The organism is Metapseudomonas boanensis, from assembly GCF_018704125.1.
Lineage (GTDB): Bacteria > Pseudomonadota > Gammaproteobacteria > Pseudomonadales > Pseudomonadaceae > Metapseudomonas > Metapseudomonas boanensis.
The window spans coordinates 848531-867456 of sequence record NZ_JAGTIS010000001.1 but is presented as its reverse complement, the minus strand read 5'-3'; the positions used below and the strand labels follow the sequence as shown (position 1 = coordinate 867456).

Annotated in this window: 15 protein-coding genes; 6 read left to right on the top strand and 9 right to left on the bottom strand. The window is 64.0% G+C overall.

Annotated elements, in window-relative coordinates; translation table 11 throughout:
* Window positions 1–284 precede the first annotated feature (284 nt).
* The 4 genes from J7302_RS04100 to J7302_RS04085 all read right to left on the bottom strand — a co-directional run bounded on the left by J7302_RS04100 (window position 285) and on the right by J7302_RS04085 (window position 9379).
* Complete coding sequence (locus tag J7302_RS04100; RefSeq protein ID WP_215370672.1) at window positions 285–1784, bottom strand: efflux transporter outer membrane subunit; 1500 nt, start codon at window positions 1782–1784, stop codon at window positions 285–287.
* Entirely contained in the window at window positions 1781–4888 is a 3108-nt protein-coding gene (locus tag J7302_RS04095) for an efflux RND transporter permease subunit (protein WP_215370669.1), read from the bottom strand. Before J7302_RS04095 ends, J7302_RS04100 begins: the two co-directional genes overlap by 4 nt.
* A gap of 133 nt (window positions 4889–5021) precedes the next feature.
* Window positions 5022–8114, bottom strand: a complete 3093-nt coding sequence (locus J7302_RS04090; protein WP_215370665.1) for an MdtB/MuxB family multidrug efflux RND transporter permease subunit — start codon at window positions 8112–8114, stop codon at window positions 5022–5024.
* Window positions 8111–9379, bottom strand: a complete 1269-nt coding sequence (locus J7302_RS04085) for an MdtA/MuxA family multidrug efflux RND transporter periplasmic adaptor subunit (protein WP_215370662.1) — start codon at window positions 9377–9379, stop codon at window positions 8111–8113. The genes J7302_RS04090 and J7302_RS04085 overlap by 4 nt, the downstream gene beginning before the upstream one ends.
* A gap of 169 nt (window positions 9380–9548) precedes the next feature.
* Here J7302_RS04085 and J7302_RS04080 point away from each other — a divergent pair, with 169 nt between their 5' ends.
* Both J7302_RS04080 and J7302_RS04075 read left to right on the top strand, forming a co-directional pair.
* Window positions 9549–10982, top strand: coding sequence for a TldD/PmbA family protein (locus tag J7302_RS04080; RefSeq protein ID WP_215370659.1), 1434 nt, complete (start codon window positions 9549–9551; stop codon window positions 10980–10982).
* Window positions 10982–12310: a TldD/PmbA family protein gene (locus J7302_RS04075; protein WP_215370655.1), complete on the top strand. Its 1329-nt coding sequence runs from the start codon at window positions 10982–10984 to the stop codon at window positions 12308–12310. The genes J7302_RS04080 and J7302_RS04075 overlap by 1 nt, the downstream gene beginning before the upstream one ends.
* Window positions 12311–12334: 24 nt before the next feature.
* Here J7302_RS04075 and J7302_RS04070 read toward each other — a convergent pair whose 3' ends face one another.
* The 3 genes from J7302_RS04070 to J7302_RS04060 are packed head-to-tail and all read right to left on the bottom strand — an operon-like array spanning window position 12335 to window position 14379.
* Complete coding sequence (locus tag J7302_RS04070; protein WP_215370652.1) at window positions 12335–13555, bottom strand: winged helix-turn-helix domain-containing protein; 1221 nt, start codon at window positions 13553–13555, stop codon at window positions 12335–12337.
* Window positions 13556–13601: 46 nt separating this feature from the next.
* Entirely contained in the window at window positions 13602–14102 is a 501-nt protein-coding gene (locus J7302_RS04065) for a DUF3291 domain-containing protein (protein ID WP_215370649.1), read from the bottom strand.
* A gap of 37 nt (window positions 14103–14139) precedes the next feature.
* The gene (locus tag J7302_RS04060; protein ID WP_215370646.1) at window positions 14140–14379 is read right to left on the bottom strand and encodes a DUF1127 domain-containing protein; all 240 of its coding nucleotides are present in this window, start codon (window positions 14377–14379) and stop codon (window positions 14140–14142) included.
* 97 nt (window positions 14380–14476) lie between these two features.
* On the opposite strand from J7302_RS04060, the gene J7302_RS04055 reads away from it, so the two are divergent.
* The gene (locus tag J7302_RS04055; protein ID WP_215370642.1) at window positions 14477–15328 is read left to right on the top strand and encodes a LysR substrate-binding domain-containing protein; all 852 of its coding nucleotides are present in this window, start codon (window positions 14477–14479) and stop codon (window positions 15326–15328) included.
* Window positions 15329–15389: 61 nt separating this feature from the next.
* Here the strand turns inward: J7302_RS04055 and J7302_RS04050 are convergent, their stop codons facing one another.
* A complete protein-coding gene (locus tag J7302_RS04050; RefSeq protein ID WP_215370638.1) occupies window positions 15390–16154 on the bottom strand; it encodes a sulfite exporter TauE/SafE family protein in 765 nt (254 codons plus the stop codon).
* A gap of 100 nt (window positions 16155–16254) precedes the next feature.
* Between J7302_RS04050 and J7302_RS04045 the strand changes: the two genes are divergently transcribed.
* Window positions 16255–17211, top strand: coding sequence for a LysR family transcriptional regulator (locus tag J7302_RS04045; RefSeq protein ID WP_215370635.1), 957 nt, complete (start codon window positions 16255–16257; stop codon window positions 17209–17211).
* On the opposite strand, the gene J7302_RS04040 is transcribed toward J7302_RS04045, so the two are convergent.
* Window positions 17212–17718: an RDD family protein gene (locus tag J7302_RS04040; protein WP_215370632.1), complete on the bottom strand. Its 507-nt coding sequence runs from the start codon at window positions 17716–17718 to the stop codon at window positions 17212–17214.
* 167 nt (window positions 17719–17885) lie between these two features.
* Between J7302_RS04040 and J7302_RS04035 the strand changes: the two genes are divergently transcribed.
* Both J7302_RS04035 and J7302_RS04030 read left to right on the top strand, forming a co-directional pair.
* A complete protein-coding gene (locus tag J7302_RS04035; RefSeq protein WP_215370629.1) occupies window positions 17886–18335 on the top strand; it encodes a MarR family winged helix-turn-helix transcriptional regulator in 450 nt (149 codons plus the stop codon).
* A 144-nt stretch (window positions 18336–18479) separates the two neighbouring features.
* The gene (locus tag J7302_RS04030) at window positions 18480–18908 is read left to right on the top strand and encodes an organic hydroperoxide resistance protein (protein WP_215370626.1); all 429 of its coding nucleotides are present in this window, start codon (window positions 18480–18482) and stop codon (window positions 18906–18908) included.
* Window positions 18909–18926: the final 18 nt, after the last annotated feature.

Genomic DNA, 18926 nt, shown 5'->3' with positions numbered 1-18926 from the left:
CGTCCAGAACCATGCTGGCAGCCTTGAGTTTGAATTCATTCGAGTAGGACTTACGCATTCCGACATACCTCAGATTTGGGCCATCATAGCGCCCGAGTGAGGTGTCCAAAATCATTAAGCCAGTTCAGCTTGCTGGCGAACGGGCGCATTTCGCGAGCAAGAACTCGGCGTCCCCCTCGCTCCTACAGGGCTCTCAGCCCGACCGTTGATGGCTAGCAACAGCTAACGCCGACAGAGCCAATTCATTCGCCAAGCAGACCGAAGGCCTGCCCTGCGGATGTCCATTAGGGCAGCTCTTCCGCGTCCGAATCCGCCTTCTCCAACTGCGCCTGCTCCCAACCGCCGCCCAGGGCGGCGACGAGTTGGACGCTGGTGGTGAGACGGCTGCCAAGCAGGGTCAACACACTGCGTTCGTTGCTGAGCGCGGTGGTCTGGGTGGTCACCACGCTGTTGAAATCGACGGTACCAGCCTTGTACTGATTGGTGGTCAGGCGCAGAGCCTCACGGGCGGCGTCCAGGGCTTCCTGCTGCACCCCGCTCTCCTCTTCCAGTACATCCAACTGGACCATGTAGTCCTCCACCTCGCGGAAGCTGTCGAGCACGGTCTGGCGGTAGAAGGCCACGGTCTGGTCGTAGCTGGCTTCGGTCTGGGCCACCTGGGAGCGGATCAGCCCACCGTCGAACAGCGTAATGGCGAACTCTGGCCCAATCGACCAGAAGCGGTTCGGCGTGCTGATCCAGTCGCTCAGGCTGTCACCACGATAGCCACCCGCCGCCGTGAGACTCAGGCTCGGGAAATAAGCGGACTTGGCGACACCGATCTGTGCGTTGGCGGCCATGACGTCGCGTTCGGCAGCGGCAACATCAGGGCGGCGTTCCAGCAGTTGCGAGGGCAGCAGCGCCGGCACTTGCGGCAAGCCCGGCACGCTGTCCACCTCGGTCAGGCTGAACTCCGCTGGCGGAACGCCAACCAGCACGGCGATGGCGTTCTCGAGTTGGGCGCGCTGGTACTTCAAGTCGATAGCCTGGGCCTGGGTGCCTTTTAGCTGGGTGGTGGCCTGGGCTACGTCCGCCTTGGTGACGATGCCGGCCTTGTACTGGTTTTCCGTCAGGGTCAGCGAACGCTGATAAGCGGCGACCGTGGCATCCAGCAATCGCCTCTGCGCATCGAGAACACGCAGTTGCAGATAGTTCTGCGCCAGCTCCGATTGCAGGCTCAGGCGGGCAGCGGCGAGATCGGCAGCACTGGCCTGCATGCTCGCGGTGTCGGACTCCAGTTGCCTACGCAGCTTACCCCACAGGTCCAGTTCCCAGTTCACCCCGAGATTGGCATCGTAGCTCTTGGATACACCACTGCTCCCGGAACTGGTCACGGTGGAGCCGTCGGCCAGGCGCACCGTGCTGCTGCCACCGCCCTGCCCCGAACGGGTCTTGCCGACGTTTGCGGAAACCGACGGGAAGAACGACGCACGAGCACCGCGGGCCAATGCCTGGGCCTGGCGGTACTGGGCAACGGACTGGGCCAGTGTCTGATTGGAGGCCCCCAGGCGCTGCTGCAGATCGCTCAGCGTGGTGTCGCCGTACAGCTCCCACCAACGGCCACGGTGTTCCAGGTCAGCCGGGGTGGCCAACTTCCAGCCTTCGGCGTGCTTGAACTGTGCGGGCAGCACATGCTCGGGACGTTTGTAATCCGGGCCGATGGCACAGCCGGCCAGCAGCAGCCCAGCGAAGGCCAAAGCAACGGCGCGGCACAGCGGTTTCGGGGTCGGAAGCGGGGTTTTCATAGCGGTGTTTCCAATGCGGCATCGGTACGCACGCCGCGCCAACGATTGAAGCGATGGCGCAGGCGGTCGAGGTAGAGGTAAACCACGGGCGTGGTATAGAGGGTGAGGATCTGGCTCAGCACCAGGCCGCCAATAATGGCCACGCCCAGCGGCTGACGCATTTCCGCCCCCTCGGTGCCGCCGATCAGCAACGGTACGGCGCCGAGGATCGCCGCCAGCGTGGTCATCAGGATCGGACGCAGGCGCAGCAGGCAGGCGCGACGGATGGATTCGTCCGGCGACAGCCCGTCGTGGCGCTCCAACTGCAGGGCCAGGTCGATCATCATGATGGCGTTCTTCTTCACCACACCAATCAGCAGGAACAGGCCGAGCAGCGAGATCAGGCTGAACTCGCCGCCGATGGCGAGGATCGCCAGCAGCGCGCCCACCCCTGCCGACGGCAGCGTCGAGAGGATGGTCAACGGGTGGATGTAGCTCTCGTAGAGTATGCCCAGCACGAGGTACACGAGGCCCAGCGCCGCCAGGATCATCCAGGGCTGGTTCTGCTGGGTGCTGGCGAAGGCATCGGCGCTGCCGCCCAGACGGGCAATCACCGAGCTGGGCAGACCGATGGCGGCCACCGCCTTCTCGATGGCGAGCGTCGCCTGGTCGAGGCTGACGCCGGGCGCCAGGTCGAAGGCGATGCTCTCCGAGGCGAACTGCCCTTCGTGAGTGACGCGGTCCTCCTCCAGGCTGCGCTGGTAACGGGCGAAGCTGGACAGCGGCACACGTAAACCGTCGGCGGTGATCAACTGCACCTGCTTGAGGGTTTCCGGATCCTGGGCGTACTTCGGATTGACCTCCATCACCACCTTGTACTGGTTCAGGCTGTCGTAGATGGTGGATATCTGCCGCTGGCTGTAGGCGTTGTTCAGTACCGACGTGACCATGGCCATGTCGATGCCCAGGCGCTTGGCAGTGTCTCGGTCCACGACCAGCGTAACCTGCTGGGCGCCATCGCCCTCGTTGGCGTCGATGGCGGTCAGCTCCGGCAATGCCTTGAGCGCAGCGGTGACCTTCGGCCCCCAGGTGCGCAGATCTGCCAACTCGCCGGACTGCAACACGTATTCGTACTGCGAGCTGCGTTGCTCGCGGCCGCCACCAAATTGCAGGTCCTGGTCGGCCATCAGCATCAGGCGCCCGCCGGGCACTTTGGGCAGGTGCTCACGCAGCCGTTCGATGACCTTCTGCGCCGACAAATTGCGCTCGGCGATGGGTTTCAGGCGCACGATCATGAAGGCATTGTTGATCCCACCACTGCCGCCAATGAAGCCGGCCACACTTTCCACCGCCGGGTCCTTCAGGACGGCGCGGCGGAAAATCTCCATCTTCGGCTGCATCACACTGAAGGACAGGCCGTCATCGCCACGAATGAAGCCGATCAACTGGCCGGTGTCCTGCTGTGGCAGGAAGGTCTTGGGTACCACCACGTACAGCCCGACGTTACAGGCGATGGTCACCAGCAGGCTGGCCAGGGTCAGGCGCGGGTGGCGCAAGGCCCAGCCGAGGCTACGGCCATAGACATCGACCATGCGCTGGTGGATGGCCTCGCTCCAACGCTGGATGCGGCTGTCCTGGTCCGGCACGTGGGGCTTGAGCCAGCGCGCACAGAGCATCGGTGTCAGCGTCAGCGAAACCAGCAGCGACACCAGGATGGCCACCGCCAGGGTCAGGGAGAACTCGCGGAACAACCGGTCGATGATGCCGCCCATGAACAGGATGGAGACGAACACTGCCACCAGCGAGAGGTTCATCGACAGCAGCGTGAAGCCCACTTCACGGGTGCCCTGCAACGCGGCCTTGAAGGGTGCCATGCCATCGTTGATATGCCGCGAGATGTTCTCCAGCACCACGATGGCGTCGTCCACCACCAATCCGGCAGCGAGGATCAGCGCCATCAGCGACAGCACGTTGAGCGAGAAGCCCATCAGGTACATCACCGCGAAGGTACCCACCAGCGATACCGGCACCGCCAGCGCGGGGATGAGCGAAGCGCGCAGGTTACCGAGGAACAGGAAAACCACCAGGATCACCAGCGCCACGGCAATCAGCAGCGTGCGCTCGGCTTCGTGCAGGGTGGCGCGGATCACCGGCGAGCGGTCCATGGCCAGGTCCAGCTTGACGCTGGCCGGCAACACCGCCTGCAACGCTGGCAGCTGCGTCTTGATGCTTTCGATGGTCTCGATGATGTTGGCGCCGGCCTGGCGATTGATCACCAGCAGCACCGCCGAATTGTCGTTGAAGAAGCCGCTGTTGTAGCGGTCTTCCACTGCGTCGCGGACTTTGGCTACGTCGCCCAAGCGCAGGGCGGCGCCATCCAGGTAGCGGATGATCAGCGGTGCATAGTCGGCAGCCTTTTCCAACTGGTCATTGGCACCCACCTGCCAGTGGCGGCCGGCATCCTCCACAGCGCCCTTGGGCCGGCGCTGGTTGGCGGCGTCGATGGTGCTGCGCACATCGTCCAGGGCGATGCCGTACTGGTTGAGCAGCTGCGGCTCCAGTTCCACCCGTACCGCCGGCAGCGAGCTGCCGCCAATCTGCACCTCGCCGACGCCTTTCACCTGCGACAGACTCTGCGCCAGGATGGTCGAGGCCAGGTCGTAGAGCTGGCCCTTCTGCAGGACGTCGGAAGTCAGCGACAGCACCATGATCGGCGCCTGCGACGGGTTGACCTTCTTGTAGGTGGGCATGCTGCGCATGCCACTGGGCAACAGGTTGCGAGAGGCATTGATGGCCGCCTGAACATCACGGGCGGCGCCGTTGATGTCACGGTCAAGGTCGAACTGGAGGATGATCCGCGTCGAGCCCTGGCCAGTGCGACTGGTCATCTGGTTCACCCCGGCGATGGTGCCAAGGGACCGCTCCAGTGGCGTGGTGACGCTGGACGCCATGATTTCCGGGCTGGCACCGCTCAGGCTGGCCTGCACAGTGATCACCGGGAAATCCATCTGCGGCAGCGGCGACACCGGCAACAGGCCGAAGCTGACGCTGCCCAGCAGCAGGATCGCCAGGCTCAGCAGCATGGTGGCCACTGGGCGGCGGATGAAAGGGGCTGAGAGGTTCATATCCCTTCTCCCGCTGGGGGAAGGTGGCCCGAAGGGTCGGATGAGGGATGGTGGGCGCTGCTGAATACCGAGCCGGCCTCAACCACCCTCACCCCAACCCTCTTCCGCAAGCAGGAGAGGGAACAAAAGCGGCTCATACCGCCACTCCCGCCGCGCTGCGGCCGGTGAAGCGGCGTGCCAGGCGGTCGAACGCGAGGTAAATCACCGGCGTGGTGAACAGCGTCAACACCTGGCTCAGCAGCAGACCACCGACCATCACCAGCCCCAGGGGCTGGCGCAGTTCAGCGCCAGAGCCGGTGGCGAGCATCAACGGTATGGCGCCGAACAGGGCCGCCAGGGTAGTCATCAGGATCGGCCGGAAGCGCAGCAGCGCCGCCTGGTAGATGGCCGCCTCAGGCGACATGCCCTGCTGCCGTTCGGCCTCCAGGGCGAAGTCGATCATCATGATCGCGTTCTTCTTCACGATGCCGATCAGCAGGATGATGCCGATGATGGCGATCAGGCCCAGGTCATTGCCGGTCAGCAGCAGCCCCAGCAAGGCACCCACACCCGCCGAGGGCAGCGTGGAGAGTATGGTCACCGGGTGGATGTAGCTCTCGTAGAGCACACCCAGAACGATGTACATGGTCACTACGGCCGCGAGGATCAGCAGCAGCGTGCTCGACAGCGAGGCCTGGAAGGCTGCCGCTGCACCCTGGAAGCGAATCTGGATGCCTTCCGGCATGCCGATTTCCTGCTGCACCCGCTCGATCACCGCCACGGCTTCGCCCAGTGCCACGTCCGGCGCGAGGTTGAATGACAGCGTCACCGCCGGGAATTGGCCGATGTGGTTGATGGCCAGTTGCGCCTGGCGCTCCTCCACCTTCGCCAGCGCGGTTAGCGGCACCTGGCTGCCGGCGCTGGTGGCAACGTGGATCTGCTGCAGCGCCTGCGGCCCGATCTGCTCGCCCGGGGCGGACTCCAGCACCACGCGGTATTGGCTGGCCTGGGTGAAGATGGTTGAAATCTGCCGCTGGCCGAAGGCGTCGTACAGCGCATCGGTGATGCTGGATATTTCCACGCCGAGTCGTCCGGCCATGTCGCGGTCGATGTTCAGGTACACCTGCAGCCCCTTGTCCTGCAGGTCGCTGGCCACGTCCGAGAGCTCCGGCTGCTGGCGCAAGGCGTCGACCAGCTTGCCGGTCCACTCGTTGAGCAGGTCGGCGTCCGGTGACTCCAGGCTGAACTGGAACTGGGTGCGGCTGACCCGGTCTTCGATGGTCAGATCCTGCACCGGCTGCAGGTAGACGCGGATCTCGCTCTGGCGTTCCAGCTCCGGTTGCAGGCGCTGGATCACTTCGCTGGCGGTCAGGTCACGCTCGGCATGGGGCTTGAGGTTGATCAGCAGGCGCCCACTGTTGAGCGTGACGTTATCGCCATCCACGCCGATGTAGGAAGTCAGGCTTTCTACCGCAGGGTCCTTGAGGATCAGCGCAGCGGCATGCTGCTGACGCTCGCTCATGGAGCGGAACGAGACGGACTGCGGCGCCTCGGTGATGCCCTGGATGACACCGGTGTCCTGCACCGGGAAGAAGCCCTTGGGCACGGCCAGATAAAGCAGCACGGTCAGCACCAGCGTGCCCACCGCCACCAGCAGCGTCAGCCCCTGGTGTTTGAGCACCCAGGTCAGGCCGCGGCCGTAGCTCGCGATCATGCCGTCGATGAGGGCGCCGCTGGCCTTGTAGAAGCCGCCCTCCTCTTCCTTGGTTTCGCGCTTGAGCAGGCGTGCGCACATCATCGGTGTCAGGGTCAGGGACACGACCAGGGAGATGAGGATGGCTACCGCCAGGGTGATGGCGAACTCGCGGAACAGGCGCCCCACCACGTCGGCCATGAACAGCAGCGGGATCAGCACCGCGATCAGCGAGAAGGTCAGCGAGATCAGCGTGAAGCCGATCTGCCTGGCTCCTTTGAGCGCCGCCTCCAGCGGCGTGGCGCCCTCCTCCAGGTGCCGCGCGATGTTCTCCAGCATGACGATGGCGTCGTCGACCACGAAACCGGTGGCGATGGTCAGCGCCATCAGTGTCAGGTTGTTGATGGAGAAGCCGGCCAGGTACATCACCGCGAAGGTGCCCACCAGCGACAAAGGCACGGCAATCGACGGAATAATGGTGGCGCTGAGGCGACGCAGGAACAGGAAGGTCACCATCACCACCAGGGCGATGGCGAGGAACAGCTCATGCTTCACGTCAGTGATGGCTGCGCGGATGGTCTGGGTGCGGTCGGTGAGCACCACCACGTCCAGGCCCGCCGGCAGGTTGGCGGTGATGGAAGGCAGCAGCGCCTGGATGCGGTCGACCACCTCGATAACATTCGCGCCAGGTTGGCGCTGGATGTTCAACAGCACCGCTTCGTTCTGGTTGGCCCAGGCGGCGAGGCGTTCGTTCTCGGCACCGTCGACGATGTCGGCCACATCTTTCAGGCGCAGCGCCGCACCGTTCTGGTAGGCAAGGATCAGGTTGGCGTATTCCTCAGCCGACTTGAGCTGATCGTTGGCGTCCAGCATCGACACGCGCGTCGGGCCGTCGAAGTTACCCTTGGGCTGGTTGACGTTCGACGCACCGACCAGGCTGCGCACATCCGACAGGTTCAAGCCGTTGGCCGCCAGGGCTTCCGGGTTGACGCGAATGCGCACGGCCTGGCGCTGGCCACCCGCAATGCTGACCATGCCGACGCCACTGATCTGCGCCAGCTTCTGGGCCATGCGCGTGTCGACCAGGTTATGCAGCTTGGGCAGCGGCATGGTCTTGGAGCTGACCGCCAGGGTCAGGACGGGCGTGTCCGCCGGGTTGACCTTGTTGTAGACGGGCGGAGCCGGCAAGTCGTTGGGCAACAGGTTGGTGGCCGCATTGATCGCTGCTTGCACCTCCTGCTCGGCCACGTCCAGCTGGACTTCCAGGCTGAAGCGCAAGGTGATCACAGAGGCGCCACCGGAACTGGTGGAGGACATCTGCGTCAGCCCCGGCATCTGCCCGAACTGGCGCTCCAGCGGCGCGGTCACGGCACTGGTCATCACGTCCGGGCTGGCGCCCGGATAGAGGGTCATGACGCGGATGGTCGGGTAATCCACCTCTGGCAGGGCGGAAACCGGCAGCAAGCGGTAGGCGATCAGGCCGGCGAGGAGGATCGCCAGCATGCTCAGGGTGGTGGCGACCGGACGCAGGATGAACAGACGCGAGAGGTTCATACGCCGCCTTTCGCGTCCTGGCCTTCAGGTTTGGCCCCCTGCAATTGCTCGCTGGGCCCGGCCGGTACCTCGCTCTTGTCGTGCACCACTTCCACTTCGCTGCCATCGCGCAGGCGGTCGGTGCCTTCCAGCACTACCTTGTCGCCCGGCTCCAGGCCTTTGCTGACCACAGTCAGTTCACCATCGCCGGGGCCGGTTTCGAGCTGCCTGACCTTGACCTTCTTCTCGCCGTCCATCACGTAGGCAAAAGTGCCCTGGCTGCCGAACTGCACAGCGGCCGAGGGGATCAGCACCGCTTGCGGGATCAGGTCGGCGCGCAGGCGCACATTCACGAACTGGTTGGGGAACAGCATCTCGTCGTCGTTGGCGAACCGGGCCTTGAGCTTCAGCGTGCCGGTGGTGGTGTCGATCTGATTGTCCAGGCTCTGCAACACACCTTCGGCCTGCTTGACCGTGTCAGCGCGGTCCCAGGCTTCGACTACCAGCGGCTGACCGTTGCGGAAGCGCGAAACCACGGTGGGCAGCTGGCCCTCCGGCAGGGTGAAGGCCACGCTGATCGGTTTGGTCTGGGTGATCACCACCAGCGGCGTGGTGTCGCCACTGGTGACCAGGTTGCCAAGATCCACCTGGCGCAGGCCGAGGCGGCCGGAAATCGGCGCACGGACCTGGGTGAATTCAAGGTTCAGCCTGGCCTCGGCCACAGCACCCTCGTTGGCCTTGAGGGTGCCTTTGTACTGGTTCACCAGTGCCGCCTGGGTATCCAGGGTCTGCTTGGCGATGCTGTCTTCGGCATACAGGCCCTTGTAGCGCGCCAGGTCGATCTCGGCATTCTTGAGCTGCGCCTGATTCTGCAGCAAAGTGCCCTGGGCCTGTTGCAAGGCGACCTCGTAGGGACGCGGATCAATCACTGCCAGCAGGTCGCCGGCTTTGACCTGCTGACCTTCTTCGAACTGCAATTTGACTAGCTCGCCGTCGACGCGGCCGCGCACGTTCACCGTGTTCAGCGCGGTCACCGTGCCCAACGCTTTGAGGTACACAGGGAAGTCGGCTCGCGTCACGGTTGCCACACGCACCGGGACCGGTCCGGAGAACGCGCCGAAGCCCGGGCGTCCTGGCCCTCCTCGACCGCTTTTGCCGGCGGGTTGGGCGGCCGTTTCCGGCCACAGCCACCAGATCAGCGCGAGCAAGGCGAGCAGACCGAAGGCGATGGTCATCCAATGACGAAGGGTGCGTGCGTGCGGGGTTTTTTGAGGATTTGGGGACATGATTCGGGTCAAGCTGTGCGAGAGCCTGAACGATAAGCAGTTGTAGCCGCCAGGCATAGCCTCTTTACCGGCTATTTACCAAGCCATTACATCGTCCTTGAGCCCTTGAACGCGGCTCGAGGCGCGCTCACCATGAAGCCTGCGAATTCTCAGGTGTAGGGGGAACCCCGTGTTCGAACGCTTGAAGCAGCACTTCGCTGCGCTGACCACTCATGCCGAGTTCCACGCCCTGCGCATCGTCCGGCAAACGGGCGAACACTGCAGCCTGCGACGCAATGTTCCCGAGCCGCCGGCTTTCACCGACGACCTCGGTGCGATGCTCAGCGTGCGCATCGCCGGCGTGGAGGCCTATGCTGCTACCAGCGACCTGAGTCTTGCCGGGCTGCAGCGTGCCCTCGAAGCCGCCGAACGGCAGGCCCAGCTGATCAGTCGCCATGCCCTGGTGCCGCCGGGTGAACCGCCAACACCGAAAGGCCAGGCGCATTACGAGTCGCCCAGTCTGCACCTCCCCTTCCCGGGCCTTGTCGAACGCTTCGAGCTGCTGGCCGAAGAGTCCGCGCGCGTTCCCAGCGACCCGCGCCTGGTGAACTGGAACCTTTATCTCGACTGCCAGCGGCACGAACAGCTCTACCTCAATAGCGCAGGCGCCGAGCAATGGCAGGCGCTGCGCTTCGTCTATCCAGGCATCAGCGTGACCGCATTCGACGGCAGTGACAGCCAGACCCGCACTTTCGGCGGTTACGGCAGTGGCCAGCAAGGCGGAGCCGAGATACTTCAGCGCCTGGGATTCGTCGGTGCCTCAGCGCGAGTTGCGGACGAAGCCCTGCAGCTGCTGCTGGCTTCCAATACCCCGAGCGGCCGCACCGACCTCTTGCTGATGCCCGACCAGATGATGCTGCAGATCCACGAATCCATTGGCCACCCGCTGGAACTGGACCGCATCCTTGGCGACGAGCGCAACTACGCCGGCACCAGCTTCATCGATCTTGCGGATTTCGGCCGCTACCAGTACGGATCCAGGTTGCTGAATGTCACCTTCGACCCTGGCATCCCCGAAGAACTGGCCAGCTACAGCCACGACGATGACGGCCACCCGGCACGCAAGGAGTTGTTGATCCGAGATGGCCTGCTGCTGCGCCCCCTCGGTGGCACCCTGTCGCAACTGCGTAGCGGTTTGCCCGGAGTGGCCAACAGCCGCGCCAGTAGCTGGAACCGTGCGCCCATCGACCGCATGGCCAACCTCAACCTGGAACCGGGCGACCAGAGCCTGGCCCAGTTGATCGCTGGCATCGAGCACGGGGTGTTGATGTCCACCAACCGCTCCTGGTCCATCGACGATGCGCGCAACAAGTTCCAGTTCGGCTGCGAGTGGGGCCGATTGATCGAGAACGGCGAGCTCAAGGGTGTGGTGAAGAATCCCAACTACCGGGGCGTGTCCTCGCAGTTCTGGCGCAACCTTGCTGCCGTCGGCGATGCCAGCACCTTGGAAGTCCATGGCACGCCCTATTGCGGCAAGGGCGAGCCGAACCAGGTGGTGCGGGTCGGCCATGCGTCACCTGCCTGCGTGTTCAGCCAGGTCGACGTATTCGGAGGTGCAGCCTGATGAGCCACGCAGAATCCCTGTTCACCGTCCTCGCCGGAAGCCTGGGCCCCCAGTTGCAGGCCGGCGAAGACTTCACCCTCTGGTACAGCGCCGAGGAGTCCGAATTCATCCGCCTCAACCACGCGCAAGTGCGCCAGGCCGGCCGGGTGCGTCAGGCCGTTGCCCGCTTGAAGCTGATCCGCGATGGGCGCCACGCGGAACTCGCCATTACCCTCGCTGGCGATCTGGACACCGATCACCAGCGGCTTGCCGACGGCCTGGTGCAACTGCGAGTGGCCGTCAGCGAGCTGCCGCCGGATCCTTACCTGCAACTGGAACGATCAGCCTGGCAGCGTCGCACTCTCGGTGAAGCCCGGTTGCCCGACAGCACCGACGTACTGGCGCAAATGGAATCCTTGGCGAACGGGCTGGACCTGGTCGGCATCTACGCCGCTGGCCCGCTCTATCGGGGCTTTGCCAACAGCTTTGGCGCCTTTGGCTGGCACGTTGCGCATAACTTCAACTTCGACTGGAGCCTGTTCCACGCCAACGGCCAGGCTGTCAAAGCCGATTATGCGGGTGCCGAGTGGAGCCCGGACGAGTTCGCCCGCCGCGTCAATGATGCTCGCCAGCAACTGGACCACCTCGGCAAGCCGCTGCGCACCCTGGAACCCGGCGAGTACCGTGCCTACCTCGCTCCGGCAGCCCTCGATGAAGTGCTCGGTATGCTCGCCTGGGGCGGTTTTTCCGCCCGCGCTCTGGCCAACAAGGAAAGTCCGCTGCAACGCTTGCAGGAAGGCAGTGCCCAACTCAGCCCGCTACTCGACCTGGATGAGCGGGTGGCCGGCGCGATGGCCCCGGCATTCGGCCCGGAAGGCACGCCGCGCAGTGACGTTGCACTGCTGCGCGAAGGTCGCCTGACGGGCCAGCTGGTCTACCCACGCAGCGCAAGCGAGTACGGCTTGACGGTCAACTGCGCCGACGCCAACGAGGCACCTCAGTCGCTGGCCGTGGCTCCCGGCACCCTCCCTCTGGAACAGGCGCTGGACGCTCTCGGCACCGGCCTTTACATCGGCAACCTGTGGTACCTGAACTGGTCCGACGTACCCGCCGCGCGCATGACCGGGATGACCCGCTTCGCCACGTTCTGGGTGGAGGACGGACGCATCCAGGCACCGGTCAGCACCATGCGCTTCGACGACAGTCTCTACAGTTTCCTCGGCGAGCATCTGGAGGCCCTGACCCAGGAGCAGCAGTTGCGCCTCTCCAACGCCACCTATGGCGAGCGCCAGACCTGGTCGACGCTGCTGCCGGGGGCGTTGACCAGCAAGCTGAAACTGACACTCTGAGAGCTGTGAACACGTGGCGACGGATCAGCCGTTCGCCACGCGCCCCAGCGCAGCATGCAGGCGAACAGTGCCCGGGCGGCGACAAGTGATCGCCACTTCCGCCAGGCCAAGCCAATCCGCCAGCTTTCGCAGATTTTCCGCCAGGGCCAGCAGGCCGCCCTCGCCCAGCCCCTGTTCTTCTTCGTGCAAGGCATGCACCGCCAGGCGATCCTGGGCGCGCTCGGCACGCAGGTCGACGCGAGCCGCCAGGCGCTCGTCATGCAGGAATGGCAACACGTAGTAGCCGAACTGGCGCTTATGCTGAGGGGTGTAGATTTCCAGGCGATAGTGGAAGTCAAACAGGCGCTCGGTCCGCGCGCGTTCCCAGATTAGCGAGTCGAACGGCGAGAGCAAGGCACTGGCCTTCACCTTGCGCGGGATCTTCAGCTCGCCAGGGCAATAACCCGGCTGCCTCCATCCTTGCACCTCAACCTGCTGCAACTCGCCCGCTTCCACCAATTCGGCCAACCGCGCCTGGCAATCCGCGGTCTCCAGGCGATAGTAGTCGCGTAGGTCGCGCTCGGTGGCCACACCAAGGGCCGTGGCCGAGCGCAACAACAGGCGGCGTTGAGCCTCGGCCTCGGGCAATTCGGGTTGGTTCAGCCACTCGCTCGGGATTACCCGCTCCGGCAGGTCGTAGAGGCGCTCGAAACCCCGTCGCCCCGCTACCGTGACTTCACCCGCAGCGAACAGCCATTCCAGCGCATGTTTTTCCGCGCTCCAGTCCCACCAGGGGCCGGCACGCTCGGCGCGGGTGCTCAAGGCCCCGGCACCGAGGGCGCCCTGCTCGCGCACAGCCTGCAGCACACGCTGAATCACGCCCTGCTGTTCGAAACCGAAGCGCGCCAGTTGCTGGTAGATACCCTGGCCATTGGCCGCGCGTGCCATGCGCCAGCGCATCAGTGGATACAGATCCAGAGGCAGCAATGACGCTTCGTGCCCCCAGTATTCGAACAGCGCGCGGTGTCTGACCTTGCCCCAGGCCAGGTCATCCAGCAAGTCTCGGTCGTAATGACCCAGGCGCGAAAAGGCCGGCAAGTAGTGCGAACGCACCAGGGCGTTAACGGAGTCGATCTGCACAACGCCCAATGCATCGAGCTGCGCCCGCAATTGACGGTGGCGGACAATGCCACGGGGTATGCGGGCGAAACCCTGGGCGCTGAGCGTCAAGCGGCGGGCCTCTGCCTGGGAAAGCGATGGCGTCATGCGGGCTCCCTGCCGTGAAATACCGACACTTCACAGCAAAGTAGCATCAACTTCCGGTTGAGTCGCCACTGGCCGAAAAGGGCCCGGCGGGCATCCATTGATCGGGAGCCAGGAAGGTCTGGCGGAAGGTGAAGGCTTCGGGCGTGGGCCCTGCCTCACGCAGCAAAGCCAGTTTGTGGGCAGCCTCGGCCACGTCTGGACGATGCCCCTGTGGCACCCACCAAAGCACCTGGTGAGCATGGGCAGTCCGTTCGAACCACTCCTTGCGCCGCTTGAGCATCTCGATGTGGGCCGACTTGTAGACGAACTCGGTGAGGCTGGCGACATCCCTCCATACCGAGAGATTGACTAGCACATCCTCGCCAAATGGCCGAATGGCAGTGGCATCGCCCCCTTCGTCTTGCAACCTCCAGACGAAGCCCGCCGCAGCCTCGGCCAAGGCGTTGACGGGCTCCAGATTGGCGACGAAATCGGCCATCTGTGGCGTGTCCAGCGGCGCCTTCATCCAGGCGATGTTCACCTGGGCCAGTTCATAGTGTTGCGACATCGGATACTCCCTGTTGTCCTTGAGTTGGGTTGGCGGTTCATTTCTTCAGCGGATCGTCCCAGAAAGGCCGCTCGCTCTCTTGCATGACATCGCTATGGGTCAGGCCGATGTCCTTGAGCATTTCATCGCTCAAGGTTGCCAGCTGATAGCGCTCCCGCGCCAATTGGTTCCAGCGCTTGACCTGCTTCCATGCCCGCTCGATCAGATTGTCGCGGCTGGGTGAACCCAGGGCCTGACCTTGATGCAGCGTACCGACAAAACCGTATTGACCTTTCATCGTGCAACCCTCCGTTCGGGGATGGCGCTAGTTTCAGGCCCGGCCTATGATCAATCCAACGAATGTTTCTGATGCACTGCATCTCAGGATTTGATGTATGAGTTACCCCGCCATCGATACCGAACTGCTCCGCACCTTCGTCGCCATCGCCGACAACGGCGGTTTCACCCGCGCGGCCGAGGCGGTCAACCGCACCCAATCGGCGGTGAGCATGCAGATGAAGCGCCTGGAGGAAGACGTGCTGCAGCGCACGGTGTTCGAGCGCGACGGACGCCAGGTGCGACTGACCGCGGAGGGCCAGATCCTGCTGGGCTACGCTCGGCGCATCCTGAAGCTGCACGGCGAGGTGATGAACACCCTGCGCCAGCCACATATGGTCGGCTCGGTGCGCATCGGCACGCCGGATGACTACGTGATGCGTTTTCTGCCCGGCATCCTCTCGCGCTTCGCCCAGTCCTACCCGCTGGTGCAGGTGGAAGTGCATTGCGAATCCTCGTCGCAATTGCTGCAACGCCAGGACCTGGACCTCACCATCGTCACCCGCAAGCCGGGCAACGAAATCGGCGAGCTGCTGCGCCAGGAACGCTTCGTCTGGGCCGAGGCGATCGGCTTCAGCCCCCACGAGCAACGCCCCATGCCCTTGGCCATGTTCAACACCGATTGCTTCTGTCGTGCCTGGGCTTGCAATGCGCTGGACGCCATCGAGCGCGAATACCGGGTCGCTTACTCCAGCCCCAGCCTGTCGGCGATCATGGCGGTAGTCAGTGCAGGCCTCGCCGTGACAGCCCAACTACAAAGCCTGATCACGCCCGACCAGCGCATCCTTGGCGAAGCCGAAGGCCTGCCCCAGCTACCGATGTGCAGCATCGTGCTGGTCCGCAACCAGAGCAGCCAGTCGCCGGTCACCGAAACCCTTGCCGAGCACATCGTCGAAGGTTTCAGGATCTAACTGCGATCTCTCCGCAGGTTGGTGCGGGATGTTGGGCTTCGCAAGCTCAGCACCAACCTGCCTACGGCCCGGCCTGCTTCATCAACAGCAACGCCGCACACAGCACCAGGAATGCACAGAACAGCGAGCGCAGCACCCGTTCCGGCAAGGCGTGGGCCAGGCGCACACCCCAGCTGATGCTGAGCAGGCCACCCGCTGCCAGGGGCAGTCCCATTGCCCAGCTCACATGATCGTGCAGCCCATAAGTCGCCAGGGTCACGGCGGTACTAGGGGCCGCCAGAGCCAGCGAAAGGCCTTGGGCCGCCACCTGTGTGGTACCGAACACGCTGGTCAGCACCGGAGTGGCAATCACCGCACCGCCCACGCCGAACAATCCTCCCGCAGCACCGGCCGCACCGCCCAGCACACCCAGCCAGGGCCAGGGGTGACGCAATTCGCTGCTGGCTGCGGTCTTGGCCATGAACATCCTGGCAACGTTGTAGGCAGCCAGCACCAGCAGGAAGGCGACGAACGCCAGGCGCATACTGGACGCGTCGACGCGTACGGCAAACAGCGAGGCCAGCCAGGCACAGGCGAAGCCGGTCGCTGCCAGCAGCCCCGCGTAGCGCGCATCGATGCGGTTGCGTTGGTGGTAGCGCCAGAGCGCCAGCAGCACATTCGGCACCACCATCACCAGCGCGGTTCCCTGGGCCAATTGCTGGTCAAGGCCGAACAGCACGCCCAGCGCCGGAATGGCAATCAACCCACCGCCAATGCCAAAAAGCCCGCCCAGGGTACCGAGGGCCGCACCAAGCACCAGGTTGAACACGATCGCCAGCAAATCCATAACGCCTCCATTGAGCTGCCGCGCATGCTACGCAGCCCCGGCTGGCACGGAAACGCACAGCGGCGCAAAATGGCTGTGCACATATCGCAAAGGCAAGCCTATGAATCCCGATGCCCTTACCGAGCAGCTGGCACTGTTCCTTGATGTGATGGACGCTGGCAGCTTTTCCGCCGCCGCACGCCGCCATCCACTAACACCTTCCGCAGTGGCACGACGGATCGACTCCTTGGAACGGGCCCTGGGCAGCAGCCTGTTCGTCCGCAGTACCCACGCGGTACGGGCAACACCCGCCGGCCTGGCTTTTGCCGAGCGGGCCAGGCGCATTCTCGCCGAACTGCGCCTGGCCCGCGCCGAGGCGGTGTCACTCAGCAGCGCGCCAGAAGGTTTGATCCGCATAGATGCGCCGGCCCCGTTCGGCCGCCGCCACTTGGCTCCGGCCATTGCCGAGTTCCTGGTGACCTACCCCGGCCTGGATGTGCAGTTGCGGCTGATCGACAGCTTCATCGACATGGAAGGCGAGCACCTTGGGCAGGTGGATCTGGTGTTGCGCATCGGACCGCTGGCGGATACCCGCCTGGTGGCCACGCCACTGGCGCCTCTGGTGCGCGTACTCTGCGCTAGCCCGGACTACCTCAAGCGGCGCGGCATTCCCCGCAGTGTGCGCGAACTGCCCGAGCACGACGGGCTGGACTGGGACGCCCTGGCGCCGCCGTACGCATGGCGCTTCGAGGTGGATGGGCGCCTCCAATCGATACGCCCCGGACGCATGCGCATGACCGCAAACAACGCCGAAACGCTGCTGTTCAGCGCCCTCGCTGGCCTCGGCATCGCTCACCTGCCCACCTGGTTGATCAGCGACTACCTGGTACGTGGCGAGTTGGTGCCGCTGTTCTGCGAGAACGGCCTGCCCCCTCCGGAACCCAGCGGCATCTATGCCTTGCGTCTGGAAGGTGAGGCCAGTTCGCGCAGCCGTTTGTTGCTGGAGTTCCTGAAGAGCCGTTTCGGCCCCGTGCCGCCCTGGGACCTGGCTCTGCAGAGCGGCCTGGGTCGAGGTTGATCAACCCGGTAGCTGTACGACCCGCGTCCCCGCCGTGAGGTCGTGCAGGCAGCGCCGGTCACCGCGGAAGATGAACAGGTAGTTCACCAGCACCAGCAAAGCGCCCACCAATGGGATGTATGCCACCAGCCACCAGATCAGGTAACGCTTGACGATCAACCCGGCCAGCTCGGGCTTCTCCCCCTGCAAGCCGATGATGGCGATTTTCAGTACGCGCTTGCCGACCGTCTGCCCATACTGATTCAGGAAGTGGCCATTGATCAGCACAAACGCGACGAGTCCCACAACCAACCCCAACAACTGCTGGCCGAGCGTCGGTTCGAGACCTTGCTTGGCCGCCTCGAAGGCACCACTGAAAAAAGCGACTGGCAGGGTCGTCAGGCTCATGATCAAACCATCGATCAACGCTGCCCCCAAGCGCGTCCCGCGACTCGCCAGCAATGGTTCGGCTGTGCTCAGCGTCAGCTCCGCCTGAGGAGCCTGATAGGGGTTCTCCAGATTTTCCATGCTGCTCTCCGTGCTGTTATCGGTCTTGCAAGTGTGGCTTGTTCGGCGCCTCTCGCAAGAAAGCCTCCAGCTGGCCGGTTGCCCCAGCCGGCCACTGCCCCTCATGAATTTTGCCCGCGAAAGACTTGCGCGCTAAATTAGTGACATTCCACTGCCCGGAGACAGCCATGGCCACCAACGAAACCTGTAAAGAACTGCTGCTCGACAACCAGCTGTGCTTCGCCCTGTATTCCACGTCGCTGATGATGACCAAGGTCTACAAGCCGTTGCTTCAGGAACTCGGCCTGACCTACCCGCAATACCTCGCGATGATGGTGCTCTGGGAACGTGACGGCATTACCGTTGGCGAAATCAGCACCCGATTGCTCACCGACCCCGGCTCGCTTACGCCCCTGCTCAAGCGCCTGGAAGCCGAGGGACTGCTCACGCGCACCCGCAGCACCAAGGACGAGCGCGTGGTGGAACTGCGTCTGACCGACAAGGGCCGGGCCATGCAGGAGCAGGCGAAGCGCGTTCCCGCGTGCATCCTGACGGCAACGGAGCTGGGCCTGGATGAGCTTGGCAGCCTCAAATCCGAACTCGTCGCCCTGCGTAACAGCCTGCAAAAGGCCGTCTGACCTACTCATTCCAGAATCTGCATAGGCTTATTTCGAAATTCTCTAAATTTTATCTTGCGCACTAAGTTTATTCGCACTAATTTACGTTAACGCATTTACTTAGCGCACAAGTTTTTATCAAGCAAACCACCTGGAGACTTCGACATGCAAACCATCAAAGCGCTGTACACCGCCACCGCGACTGCCACCGGCGGCCGTGACGGACGGGCTATTTCTTCCGATGGATTCCTCGACGTGAAACTGACCACCCCCCGCGAACTCGGCGGCCTGGGCGGTGAAGCCACCAACCCCGAGCAACTGTTCGCAGCCGGCTATTCAGCCTGCTTCATCGGTGCCCTGAAGTTCGTTGCCAGTCAGAACAAGCGCCAGATCCCGGCCGACGCCTCCATCACCGGCAAGGTCGGAATCGGCCAGATCCCCGGCGGATTCGGCCTGGAAGTGGAACTCAACATAGACTTGCCGGGCCTTGACCGCGCCGCCGCGGAAGAACTGGTAGCCGCCGCTCACCAGGTCTGTCCGTACTCGAACGCCACTCGCGGCAACATCGACGTCCGTCTGAACGTCACCGTCTGAACCCAGCCCACCCAACTG